The sequence below is a fragment of the Tenacibaculum discolor genome (assembly GCF_003664185.1).
Classification (GTDB): Bacteria; Bacteroidota; Bacteroidia; order Flavobacteriales; family Flavobacteriaceae; genus Polaribacter; species Polaribacter discolor.
Map to the genome: position 1 here is coordinate 120196 of NZ_RCCS01000011.1, position 12960 is coordinate 133155.

General features: G+C 32.1%; 11 protein-coding genes. 5 read left to right on the forward strand and 6 right to left on the reverse strand.

Features of this window, described 5'->3' with window-relative positions; all coding sequences use genetic code 11:
- Nucleotides 1–97: 97 nt before the first annotated feature.
- On the forward strand, nt 98–1012 hold the full coding sequence (locus tag C8N27_RS15425; protein WP_121148656.1) for a L,D-transpeptidase: 915 nt from the start codon (nt 98–100) through the stop codon (nt 1010–1012).
- A gap of 9 nt (nt 1013–1021) precedes the next feature.
- Here the strand turns inward: C8N27_RS15425 and C8N27_RS15430 are convergent, their stop codons facing one another.
- Together C8N27_RS15430 and C8N27_RS15435 are read right to left on the reverse strand one after the other, a co-directional pair.
- Nucleotides 1022–2023: a 2-hydroxyacid dehydrogenase gene (locus C8N27_RS15430; RefSeq protein ID WP_121148658.1), complete on the reverse strand. Its 1002-nt coding sequence runs from the start codon at nt 2021–2023 to the stop codon at nt 1022–1024.
- 146 nt (nt 2024–2169) lie between these two features.
- Nucleotides 2170–2757, reverse strand: a complete 588-nt coding sequence (locus C8N27_RS15435) for a Pycsar system effector family protein (protein ID WP_121148660.1) — start codon at nt 2755–2757, stop codon at nt 2170–2172.
- 543 nt (nt 2758–3300) lie between these two features.
- Here C8N27_RS15435 and C8N27_RS15440 point away from each other — a divergent pair.
- Nucleotides 3301–4587, forward strand: coding sequence for a tyrosine-type recombinase/integrase (locus C8N27_RS15440; RefSeq protein ID WP_147431753.1), 1287 nt, complete (start codon nt 3301–3303; stop codon nt 4585–4587).
- Here the strand turns inward: C8N27_RS15440 and C8N27_RS15445 are convergent.
- A complete protein-coding gene (locus tag C8N27_RS15445) occupies nt 4584–5297 on the reverse strand; it encodes a hypothetical protein (RefSeq protein ID WP_121148664.1) in 714 nt (237 codons plus the stop codon). The two genes, C8N27_RS15440 and C8N27_RS15445, sit on opposite strands and share 4 nt — an antisense overlap.
- Before the next feature lie 160 nt (nt 5298–5457).
- On the opposite strand from C8N27_RS15445, the gene C8N27_RS15450 reads away from it, so the two are divergent.
- From C8N27_RS15450 to C8N27_RS15460, 3 genes are all read left to right on the forward strand, one after another.
- Complete coding sequence (locus C8N27_RS15450; RefSeq protein ID WP_147431754.1) at nt 5458–5685, forward strand: helix-turn-helix domain-containing protein; 228 nt, start codon at nt 5458–5460, stop codon at nt 5683–5685.
- 492 nt (nt 5686–6177) lie between these two features.
- A complete protein-coding gene (locus tag C8N27_RS15455) occupies nt 6178–6858 on the forward strand; it encodes a hypothetical protein (RefSeq protein ID WP_121148668.1) in 681 nt (226 codons plus the stop codon).
- Nucleotides 6859–7224: 366 nt separating this feature from the next.
- Nucleotides 7225–8001: a hypothetical protein gene (locus C8N27_RS15460; RefSeq protein ID WP_121148670.1), complete on the forward strand. Its 777-nt coding sequence runs from the start codon at nt 7225–7227 to the stop codon at nt 7999–8001.
- A gap of 70 nt (nt 8002–8071) precedes the next feature.
- Here C8N27_RS15460 and C8N27_RS15465 read toward each other — a convergent pair whose 3' ends face one another.
- The 3 genes from C8N27_RS15465 to C8N27_RS15475 form a co-directional block, all read right to left on the reverse strand.
- Entirely contained in the window at nt 8072–9985 is a 1914-nt protein-coding gene (locus tag C8N27_RS15465) for an OmpA family protein (RefSeq protein ID WP_121148672.1), read from the reverse strand.
- Between the two features lie 13 nt (nt 9986–9998).
- Nucleotides 9999–10919 carry a PorP/SprF family type IX secretion system membrane protein gene (locus tag C8N27_RS15470; protein ID WP_121148674.1) on the reverse strand — a complete coding sequence of 307 codons (921 nt, stop codon included), beginning with the start codon at nt 10917–10919 and terminating at the stop codon, nt 9999–10001.
- Between the two features lie 10 nt (nt 10920–10929).
- Nucleotides 10930–12960: Ig-like domain-containing protein (locus C8N27_RS15475; RefSeq protein ID WP_147431755.1), on the reverse strand; the 2031-nt coding region annotated here is incomplete at its 5' end.

Genomic DNA, 12960 nt, shown 5'->3' on the forward strand with positions numbered 1-12960 from the left:
TGAAAATTATACTATAAAAATGATAATTATCATCTAAAATCTCTAACTATAAACATATCTTTATTACGAAATATGTAAACACAAACAAAACTTGAAAATGCTTAAGATTATTAAATTGGCTTTAGTTCTTATCTTTTTGATTGTTTTAAAAGAATACTATCCCGAAAAAAAAAGAGAGGAAGAAAGGATGAGTACTAAAGTTTTGGTTCAATCTATTTTACCTATTAAGGTAAAAATTGATCGTAATATTATTGTAGAAAACTACTTTGAGTACTTAGACTCCATTGTTGAAAGGTATGATTCTTTAGTATCATATAAATTGACTGAACATCTTTTAGTTCGAACTAATTCTTGGATAATAGATACACTTCAAAATACCGATTATTATCGAAAGAAAGCTTTAGATTCTTTTGTTTTTAGTCAAAAAAAAATGATTGTATTGCCAAAAGGAGCATCGATAATTATTCCTGATTCTATAACCGCAAAAGAGATGCTTGATTCTTTTCAGAAAACTAGAATAGATATTAATATTCCTGAATTTAAACTTAGAATATATGAAGATTCTTTAAAATTGTATGATTTTCCTGTAAGAGTAGGGAGAAATGAAAAAAAGTACTTAAAAATGTCTGATAGGGTTGAGGATTTAAAAACCAAAACAGGAAAAGGTTTTATCATAAATTATGAACGTAAGCCGCGATATGTAAATCCAGTAAATAATCTTGAATATTTAACAACTAGAAGAGATGATAATAAAATAACTAAGTTACCTCAAATTCCTTTTATTGAAACCGAGATAAATGGTTTGCGTAATGGTCAAATGATACATCCAACAACTAATCCTATAACTTTAGGAAAGGCATATTCTAATGGTTGCATCGGAACGAAAGAGGCTGATGCTTGGGTTATTTATTACCACGCGCCAATTGGCACCAAAATAAGGATAAGATACGATTTAGAAATTTTAGATAAAAAAGGAGGTAAAAAGTATTTAAAGAACATTTATAAGAAATAAGCCTTTTATTTAAAAAGTATTATAACTGAGTTCATTTTCTGTTGTTCTTCCGTTGTTCCAACAGCTTAGATTATAAATGGTGGTATTAGCAATGTTGGTTATAGCTTCATAGGTTAAAAAGGCATGATGACCTGTAATAAGTACGTTTGGCATTGCTATTAATTTTACTAAAAGATTATCCTTTTGTGCTTTTTTAGAGTTATTATTAAAAAAAATACCTTTTTCTTTTTCGTATACATCAATACCTAAAGCACCAATCTTTCCGTTTTCTAATCCTGCTATTATGTGCTCTGTATTTATAATGGCACCTCTAGCTGTATTGATAATTATGACGCCTTCTTTCATTTTAGAGATTAAATCATTGTTAATTAAGTGATAAGTTTCGGTGGTTAAAGGAGTATGCAAAGAAATAATATCTGCTTTTTTACATAAAGTATTTAAAGTTACATATTGTAGCTGATAAGAATCCGCTAACTCTTTATTTTCTTTAATATCATATCCCAATAATTTGCATCCAAACCCATGCATAATTTTACACATAACAGAGCCTATTTTTCCTGTTCCAATAATGCCTATTGTTTTATTGTTTAAGTCAAAGCCAATAAGGTTTTCTTGAGCAAAATTAAAATTACTAATACGTTTGTTAGATTCAATCAACTTTCTATCTAAAGCTAACAAAAGCGCGGTAGCATGTTCGGCGATAGCATAAGGAGAATAAGCAGGTACATTAGCTACCTTAATATTGAGGTTGGAGGCAGTTTTTAGATCTACATTGTCGTATCCTGCCGATCTTAAAGTTATATACTTAATTCCTAAACTGTCCAATTTTTTTATGATAAGGGAATCAGCTTCATCTGCTGCAAATATAGATATGGCATCATACCCTTTAGCCAATGTTACTGTTTTTAATGATAAAGCTTCTTTTATGAATGTTAGCTGAAGCTTCTCTTTATTAGCTTCTTTTAAGTAAGGTATTTCAAAACTTTTGGAACTATATACAAGTACTTTCATGATAAAAACAATTAATTAAGTTGAAGCTAAAATATTGATTTAGAGGTTTTTTTTTAATGATATTTGTCATTTTAAAAGAGTGAGTTTAACATAAAACGTTTAGTTTTTTTAGTGAAAACGAAAGAATATAAACTTTTATTAAAAACTTAAACATTAGCAAAAAAGAGTACTATAATTAAAATAAGAAGTCCTATTAAAAAACTACTATAGGCCAGTTCTAAATAAAAATACCCACGTTTCATTTCTTTTTCTAATAAAAACATAGTTCTAACTTTATTCCCTATTTGTAATTCTTGACTATTTAAAACTTTGTTGTAAGCTTTTTCATATTCTTCTAAAGTTTTACCGCTTGACATACCAATCATAAAAAGATTTTCTTCTCTTTTCTTGTATTTAGAAACAACATCTTTTTTAAATCTCTTGTAGAAAGCCAAGCTATTTGGTTTAGAAGCTAATATGGAGAATATTAAAGATGTAAACGATGTTATAATTAAAATAATGGCAATTTTAATACCGAAGTTAATTTCAGTAATATAGTTAAAGAAAATAACAGAGGCTGAAAGTATTGTAGCGTTTACTTTTAGCATAATAGCTGCTTTTCTATCAATTAAGTTTAAAGTGCTGAGGTAGAATTTATTTTGATTTCTTTGATAAGTAGCGAAAGACTTCCTGGGCTCTTTTTTTGTAGCAAACAAGCCTATACTTTCTTTAAGTTCGGTTTCTTTAGTAGTCATCTCTATAAAGTTTGCGCGATAAAGGTTTACTAAGAGTGCTGTAACTAATGAAGAGTTGTAAATGTTAGTTTTGTTTCATTCTATCTGTTTGTTGATGATTAATTCAACACGTTGGTTATGTTGTAAAAATTAAATCGCTAGTAAATTGATAATTTATTTATTCTTAGAAAAAATATTTTCGAGGAGTGACTTAAAGATACGAAAAAAATATGTGTTTTTATTTCTTGAGTGTTGAAAATGAGTTGTCTGTAGGTTTTGGTTTTGAAGATGATTGAAAAAAAGATAAATTAAAAATTAATAGAATCCCCTTTAAGTAATTAGTAAAAAACAAAAAAGCACCAACTAAATGTTGATGCTTTAAAGGTGGTCCCACATGGGCTCGAATTATTTGTTTGTGGTTGTGTGTGGAAATTCAAAAACTCAATAAAACATAGGTTTAGTAGGGAGTTGTTATGTGTTGTTGTTTTGTGTAAATACAGTTAAAAATAGTTTTTCTTTCCCGTTATCTTTCCCTTTTTGTTATATTTGGGAAAAATTGTAATTATGTATTTTTATCTTAAACAACCCAAGTCAGACAAAGCTACAGTAATTGATTTAATTTATCATTTAAAAGCTGAAAAGAAAAACTTCAAATACAGTACAGGACAAAAAATAATTCCTGCGGATTGGGATTTTTCTGCCAGATACCCAAAATTAAAACGTGGAGCATCTGGAAAAAAGAATAAACAAATAGCTCTTGTTTTGGATAATTATAGGAAACATTTAGAAGATACTATTTCTGATTTTAAAATTCAAAACCGACATTTAACAAGAGAAGATTTAAAACTAATTTTTGAGAAAAAATTTAATGCAAATTATAAGGATGATAAGATACCTTTTAATGTCAAAGATGCTATTGAAGTATTTATTGAAAATAAGAAAAAAGGAGGTGGAGTGTCGGATAATTGGAAGAAGAAATACACCAATTTAAAGAATAAGATAACCTTATTCGATGTTTATAAAAAAAGGCAAACAGTTTTTACAGATTTAAACGAAAATTGGTTAGATGCTTATTGCGGTTTTTTACGTGATTTCCCGAACTTGGTAGACAAGAAAAAAGCTAAAGAAATAAAGTCTATAGTTCCAAAAGTAGGTCAATCAGACAATACATTATATAGGCATGTTAATTTATTATTCACATTTTTAAAATGGGTAAGAAAAAATTATAAAATTGAAATTCAGGAGTTAACAAATCCAGTTGATGAATACGATACTGATGATGTTCATTTGACAGACGAAGAAATAAAGAAAATAGAAAAGGTTTATTTAGGAAGTGAAGTTTTGCAGAGAGCTAGAGATATTTTTTTGATAGGAGTATATTCAGGACAACGCTTTTCGGATTATTCTGTTTTTGAAAAAGAAGATATTGTACAAACTAAAAAAGGAGAAATAATAATCAAAAGGGCAGATAAAACAGAAAAAGAAAGTTTTATTCCCTTGCATAATAAGTTAAGAGTATTGTTGGATAGGTTTGATTGGAAGATACCTAAAATGTCTACACAAAAATTTAATCCATACATTAAGGAAGTATGTATGAGGGCTAAAATTAATAATATAGTAAAGAAAACTACCCATAGGGGAAATAAGAAAGAAGTAGAATATCAGGAAAAATGGAAAATGGTAGTCAGTCATACAGCAAGAAGAACGTTTATAACATTGTCTTCAGAAAAAGGAATGCCTGACCACATCATTATGAAGATTACAGGGATAAGAAATACAGAAACTTTAGCTAAGTATAAAAAAACAAGTCAAGATTCTGTATTTGATTACATGAATACTACTTGGGGTTAAAACGTTCTTTTAATTACCTTAAAAATTTGATATACCTCATTAAGGCCTAACTCAAAATCTGAATACTCGGGACTTTTATTTCTACTATGGCAAATAATCGTCCCGTTTTCTTTATCCAGTCCGATAATATCCTTGTGAAAAACATTGTGCTTAGAAAGAATTATCCACCCGTATAAAGTAGGGTTAAATCCATTCATCCAATGATGGCGTCCAAGCTCTCTACCCAATACCAAAGCTCTGTTAGGCGTATCATTAATTCCTCCCCCGTTCATACTATCATTTTTAGTTCTAAATGCTTCGTAATTACCACGACCGTACTTCTCTACATTAAAAGTCACTTCCTCCCACTCATAAATCACATTTGCATCATCTAGTGTTTCTAAAAAAGAAGAATAGGCATCAAAAGGAATCAATCGTGTAGTTACGTTAAAACTACCATCAGGTTTTTCCACAAAAACATTCCCATTCGCATTGACCATAATATCCTTGTTCACAAGCTCTCCCTCTCCCGTAAGTAAATACATATAGTTAATCTCTTTATATCTATTAGTAATCGCTTTGGCAAGTTTTGGACTTATTTTACTCCTCCCATTTCTTACATAATAGATACGAGAATTACTATTGTCTCCAATCTCAACCGATAAGCGGTTAGCTTTGATACCTAAATGGTCTAATAACTCCTGTAAAATTTCCGAACTGGTTTTCAACATCTTATCAATTTCTTTAAATTATTTTATCCACAATTTATTCTAAAAGTTGACAATTGATTTTATTTTTGCATCATAATTGTCCACGAATATAGCAATTAACGATAGATTATTGGTGTTTGTGAGCAGAAAATAAAAAATAGCAAAAATTTAAAAATTGAATATGACCCAAGCAGACTTATTAAAAGTAAACCTTAAAGCCTTAACCATTTTTAATGCCAATGATACCATGCTTACTGTAGATGGTTGCGCAAAATATTTAAAAGTACATCCTAACACGGTTAAAAACCGCATCCATAAAAACACCATTCAAGCAATCTTTCAAGACGGTAAATACTATATCCCAAAAATTCAATTTTTAGAAAAGATAGTAGAGAGCTTTGAACAATAACCATGAAAAAGAAAACGCAAAAAGCGCAAAAACACTACAGCGATAAGTAAGCACTTATTGTAAGTAGCTCACAACATTCAGGTTGTGGGTTACTTAAAAAAAAGCTTTAAAGACACAAAAAAGAGTAAACCATTTATTTTATTATGAATTACTCTTTTTATTAAAGTTTAATGATTAGTTTTTTATAACACTAATGTAGTGTTATAAACATCTTTATCGCATATGCAATTTATGAAAAAAATATTGATTTACAGTATATTGTAACAATAGGCTAAAAAGTTTAGTGATTAGCTCCTTTACTAACCACCAAACTTATATTCACAACATAAAACTTAGTATTATAAAAATATTGTGCAATGTTAAAAGCACTTACTAAGTATTAGAAAAACAAAGGTACAAAAAAAGGTTAGTGACAGCTAACCGTTTAAAAAATTGCTATGAAAAAGAAAAAAATTCTGCAAGGACGCAGAACCTTTTAAGAACCTCAAAGATATGAAAAAAAGTAATGTATCGCTAACAGCGATAGGATTGTACAATCAAAAAGTACATAAGTATTTACAAAATACAACGTTGGATGCCATTACCCAACTAGCCATCAAGCTATTTAAAGACAATGCACAACGCAATAAGCTAAACAATGCGCAATACAACAAATCCGTAGAGGAGTTTAATACCCAACACGGGTATTTGCTTTTAAAAAAGGGAAAAGACTATGAAAAAGCAACAAGCAAACACTATAATTATATCAACTATCCTTTTTTAGATAGAAGCGCAATGAAAAGCACGATGGATAACTACCGTCAATATGTACATAGCTATAATCAGCAAGCTGTAGAATATAACAAAGCCATAGCTGAGTATAACAAAATGGTCATAACTCCTAGTACTCCAACACTAGTTCAACAAGTCGCAGACTTTACAAAAAAATACCGTAGTGAATTTACAACTACTTACAACAAGGCTGTAGTCAAATTCAATGCGCAAAAAAACGCAAACTATATCGCAAAAAAGCGCAAACCAACCATCAAGTACTCTACAGAGCTTTTATTTTTATGTTTTGGTAGGCTTTTACATCGCCCAGTTAAAACAACGCAATTCATATCTCTTAGAAATGAATCGTCCAACCAGTGTATTAAAAAATGCCTTACCAAAGCTAACCATAGACCATCGTAAATTAGCGACACATACCATCGCAGAGATACCAAGCTCGCTATTTGCAAAAAGACAGCGCAAAACCACATCAAACGACTTAGAGAAGCCAACATCTTAATCAACTATACATATACCAATCAATACAAACCCATAACCGTTAATTTCCATCCTGAAATTCTAACAATTTTAGACGGAAATCCACCAAAACCCAAAAGAATTGAAAACCAATTTTTTAAACAGGAGAACTGGAAAGAATTACCAGATAATAATGATACTACTAGAACCTTTTTATTAAAAGAAAAAGAAATAAAAGACTGTGTACATAACACAGGATTTCAAAAGGAAGAATTTACCTGTCCTGCGGACGGCTTCTACAAGAACACCACAGTGATAAGTAAGAAAACAACAATTCGCCCGTGCCAAACTTCCGAAGCAGTCAAATCCTTGTTGCCTGATTTTTTAAAACAAGAAAAAACAAGTCAAGGCACAAACAGCCCGCTTACGCATAATTTTTTAGTTCGATTGCAAGACGATAGAGAACTAGCGCAAGAACTCGCAGACGGTGTGTATGATAATTACAAAGGATTGCGTTATGACTATTTGCAAAAAATAGAACTCTACGCCAATGTAACTACTGAAGAATTTAAGACAATTTTACTACAAGATTGTATCAAAACATCTGCAAAATTGTGGAAACAACACAATGTCTATGTAGGCGAAAGGAAAAAAGCCATCAATTACCTAAACAACGAACTATTTACAAACATCACTCAAAAGACAACCCTAATTCAAAAACTCAAAGAATACCGTTGGAAACTAGAGTTTGCTCGCAAGTGGTTTATCAAATCACAAGTAACCGCATTGTACTCCTCGTTGTATTTTGATAAAACACGTACCCAAACCCATGAAATAGGCTTTTTTGGTTTACACAAAGTTTGGAAAACCCATGTAAAGTATCAGGAAAAAAAGGCAATAGAAAAAGCGCAACGACAAACGCAACAAAACGCAAGAAAGCGCAAAGCGACCTATCAAAAGAAAATTACAACAGCCATCAAGAAATATGAAAAAGGCAATTATACGGCAAAACAGCTATATACCTATGTGCAAACCAACCTACCACATAGCTATCTGTCAGCATTGCTCTCTAAGACACACTCTATATAAAACTAAAACACTTAATTAAAAATATGTTATCAATGGATTTTAGAATGACTCATAAATTAACTAATACAAATTATTTTTTTTCTATATAGAAATATGATCTTCTGTTTAGTTGGTGTTCTTTTTCGGTACACTTATTTTGTTTTAAGTCGTTACAATTGTTTAACAACTGTTCTTCGCCATAACCAATAGCACTTTTTATTCTTTTAGAAGAAATACCTCTTAATAATATATAGTCTCTAGTGGACTTGGCTCTTTTGTCTGATAATAATTTGTTATATGCTTTCGAACCTCTGCTGTCGGTATGAGATTCAATTATTATGTTGATATTAGGATTGTCTTTTAAGACAGAAACAATATGTTCTAACTCGTATTCGGCATCTTCACGAATATTATATAGATCAAAATCGAAGTAAATAGGTTTTATAATGATTTGATCATCTACTATTAAAGATTCAAGCTGGATGTTCTCAGTAATTAACCTTTTGTTGACATCAAGTGTTTTTGTGTTTTTTTGAGAATTTCGATAATCTTTTTTTGAAACAACGACTACAAAACTCTTTTCGCAATCTATTTTTTCAAATAAATAACTACCATCTTTCTTGGTTGTTTTAGTCAAAATGGGTTCTCCTTGTTTGTTTATAAGCTGAACGGTAGCATTGGGAATAGGGTTACCTGTTCTTGAGTCTGATATAACTCCTTTAATATTTTGTTTACAATCGTATATTTTAAAACTATAAATATCATCATCTCCCTTACCTTCTTTTCTGTTGGAAGAAAAGTAACCTTGAGTATGTTTGTCGTTAATAATGAAAGCAAAATCATCAAAAGAACCATTTACAGGGCTTCCTAAATTTACTGGTTTTGTATAAGAGTTACTAGTGATTTTTGCCTCAAAAACATCTAAACCTCCTAAGCCAATATGTCCATCAGAAGAAAAATACAGAACATTATCATTTCCTATAAAAGGAAACATTTCTTTACTTTCTGTATTAATAGGCTTACCAAGGTTTTCAGGTTTTCCATAGGTGTCGTTTTCTAAAATTGCTATTTTATAAATATCAGTATCTCCGTAGCCATTTGGCATATCAGAAACAAAATAAAGTGTTTTTTCGTCAGGGCTAAGGGCAGGATGTCCGCAAGAAAAACTATTACTATTAAAAGGCAGTTCTTTTATATCTTCCCAAATTTTTCCTCTTTTAGTAGCTTTATAAATTTTAAGATGAGAGATATTATTTTCATCCCCTATTAATCGCTTGCCATCAAAGTTATCTCTGGTAAAATAAGCTGTTTTTCCATCTTTAGAAATAACAATGTTTGATTCGTGATACTTAGAGCTTAACTCTTCAAGAATGATAGGTTTACCTACATCCAAAAATTTAATAGAATCGTTACTTTGTTTTGCTTTATAAATGTTTAAATATGGTTGATTATTCCATCGATAGAGTTTTTTGTCTTTTTCTGTTTTGGGTTGGGTAGAAGAAAAGTATAAACGATCATTATGAATATGCCCACCAAAGTCTGAATAAGAAGTGTTACTAGACAGGTTGTGGATGTTTATATATGTCTTTTCTCGATTAGAGTATTCAACAAAATAATTAGTGTTTTCTTCTAACGCCTTCACACGACTATCGTTTTTATTTAATTTTAATAGCCACTTGTCAGATTCTTTTATTTTACCATTAGTTTTTAAAACTTGGGCATATCTAAATATATGCTTGGGTTTAGCAGAGTTTTCGTATAATTTCATTAATTCTTGATAGTTTTTTTCTGCCATAACATATTTAAAGTTAAAGTAATAAGAGTCTCCTAATCTACTTAATACAGTATAAGAATTATTTCCTTTGTTGTATATGGATTGATATAATTCAGCAGATTTTTTGTAAGAAAACTCTTCAAAATATCTGTTAGCAGCATACTTTCGTTGGCTGTTAATGGTGGTTGGTATAAATACTATTATAAGTAAAAAATGTATTGCTTTTTTCATTTCATTTTATAATTTAAAAGAATCTAGGAGATTTCATTGCTAGTTCTTTGAATATTTCCCATTTAATCATTAGTTCATAGGTTCCAGAATTGTAGTTACTGTAATTAGAGGTAGTGAGGTCGTAAGCTAATCCTATATGTAAATTTCTAGAAGCTTGAAGTCCTATCAGAGCACTAATAGAATCATCCCACCTCCAAGCTATACCTGCTGTAAATTTTTCATTGAAAAGAAAATTAGCCGATACATCTAAGGATAAAGGTGCGCCATTTACAATTTTTGTTAAAAATGCGGGTTTAAACTTAATATTTTCGTTTAAATTAAATACATACCCACCAATTAAAAATAAGTGCATTCGTTCTTTTGCGATATCACCTCCATTATTAGAGTCATCATAATGATCTGTGTTAATGAAGTTAGGAATAGCTGCTCCCAAATACCAGTTAGAAGTGTAGTAATAAATACCGGCTCCAATAGTTGGTAAAAACCTGTTAATGTTTCCAGTTAAACTTTTATCGTCTCTATCTTTAACAAGGCCTTTGTTCCAATCAACATATAAATGTCTTGCTCCAAGTTTCAACCCAAAAGCCAAATTTCCTTCATCACTGGTACGAACTGTATAAGAAGCATTGATATCCAGAAAAACCTCATTGGCAGGGCCTATTCTATCATTAGTAAGGTTAATACCTAGCCCAACACCGCTAAAGCCTAGAGGAGTATCGAAACTTAGCGTTTGAGTGTCTGGGGCACCTTCAATACCAACCCATTGAGTTCTTGCAAGAGCATTTATTATAGTATGTCCGCTTGATCCAGCATATGCTGGGTTCACACTCATAGTGTTATACATATATTGAGTATATTGAGGATCTTGTTGAGCATTTACATTTATTAATATTTGTATTAAGAATATTAATGTGTATAAGTGTTTTAATTTCATATTATTTTTTTTATCTATTAATGTATAACCAGCCTACTTTTGGTTTTGATCCATCACCTAAATCGATAACATAAAAATAGGTGCCTGAAGGTAATTTTTCATCAACATTAATTGTTGTTCTTCCATTAGAAGTTCCGTTAAAAACAACGTCTTTATTGTTATAGCCAGAAGCTTTGTATACAGTGTTACCCCATCTGTTAAAAATCTCAACAGTATTATTACTATATTCAGGTCTGTCTATACAAGAGATGAAGAAAATATCATTATCACCATCACTACCAGGAGTCATGATGTTATAGGGAGTACCACATGGTTTTGTGTTAGGATCCAGATAGTCGGGAATACCATTATCATCGGTATCAAGAGCATCGTTGGTTGTTGGGTCAGAGTCACCAGGATTTTCATCTGAAGTATTAATACCATCGTTGTCATCATCAATATCTTGAAAATCTGGAATACCATCTCCATCATTATCAGAAATGTCTACAGGAGTGCCTCCGTTATCTGTGTCATAAGTATCATCCAAACCATCTCCATCTGAGTCATTTCCAGAAGGAAGGCTATCAGGTATCCCATCACTATTATCATCATTTCCTTCAATAACATCTGGAACCCCATCATTATCACTATCAGTATCAAGACTGTCAGGTATATCGTCTTCATCAGTATCTATGTTGCCATCTCCTTCATCGGTATCTAAAATTCCATCATTATCATCATCAATGTCGGTAATATCAGGAATTCCATCATTATCAGAGTCTAGTAAACTGTATGAATGAGTATCAGTAGCAGAAGCAGTATTTCCAGCAGTATCAGTAGTAGTAACACTTGCTTCTACAGTCGTGTCTGAGTCAGCTGCTAAGTCAGAACCTGTTACATCAATGCTGTAGTTTCCACTGGAATCTACCGTTCCTGTATAGGTATTTCCGTTGATTATTAAGGTTACAGTATCACCTGTGTTAAAGTCACCAGTCACAGTTCCAGTCACAGGGATGTTAGTTCCTGCTTCTACTGCGTCAATGGTATTGTCTGAAGTGATATTATTAATGATAATAGAAAGGGTAGGAGGTGTGGTATCTACATTGTACAGATGAGTATCAGTAGCAGAAGCAGTATTTCCAGCAGTATCAGTAGTAGTAACACTTGCCTCTACAGTCGTGTCTGAGTCAGCTGCTAAGTCTGAGCCTGAGACATCTATACTGTAGTTTCCGCTGGCATCTACTGTTCCGGTATAGCTGTTTCCGTTGATTATTAAGGTTACCGTGTCGCCTGTATTGAAGTCACCACCGACCGTTCCGGTTACTGCAATAGTGTTTCCTGCTTCTGTTGCATTGACAATGTTATCTGCCGTGATGTTGTCTACACTAATGGTAGGAACTGGATCCGTCGTGTCTACATTATAAACATGATTAGTGTTCGCAAAGCAAGATTTAGTCGATAGGAAGCTTCCATTTACAGTTGTGTCTGTGTCAGCTGCTAAGTCTGAGCCCGGAATATTTATGCTGTAGTTTCCACTGGCATCTACTGTTCCGGTATAGCTGTTTCTGTTGATCACTAATGTTACAGTGTCGCCGGTATTGAAATCTCCGCCTACCGTTCCGGTTACTGCAATGGTTGTTCCTGCTTCTGTTGCATTGACAATGTTGTCTACTGTAATATTATCTATAGTTAAGTTAACTACTCCTCCTACGGTAATGGTTGCCGTGGCAGAAGTCACTTCTGCACACGTTCCACTTTGTACGACCGCACGGTATTGCGTGGTAGCGGTAAGGTTGGTCGCTGTTAAGGTAGTGGTGGTATTGGCAATATCGGTATCAGTGGTAAAGTTATCGGTAGAACTTTCCCAACGGATGATATTTCCTGTCTCTCCACTTAATGTCAGTGTGGTTGAATTTGTTCCTGTACATACATTGGTACTTCCCGCAATGCTTCCGCCTACCGAAGTAGGATCTACGGTAATGGTTGCCGTGGCAGAAGTCACTTCCGCACACGTTCCACTTTGTACGACCGCACGGTATTGCGTGGTAGCGGTAAGGTTGGT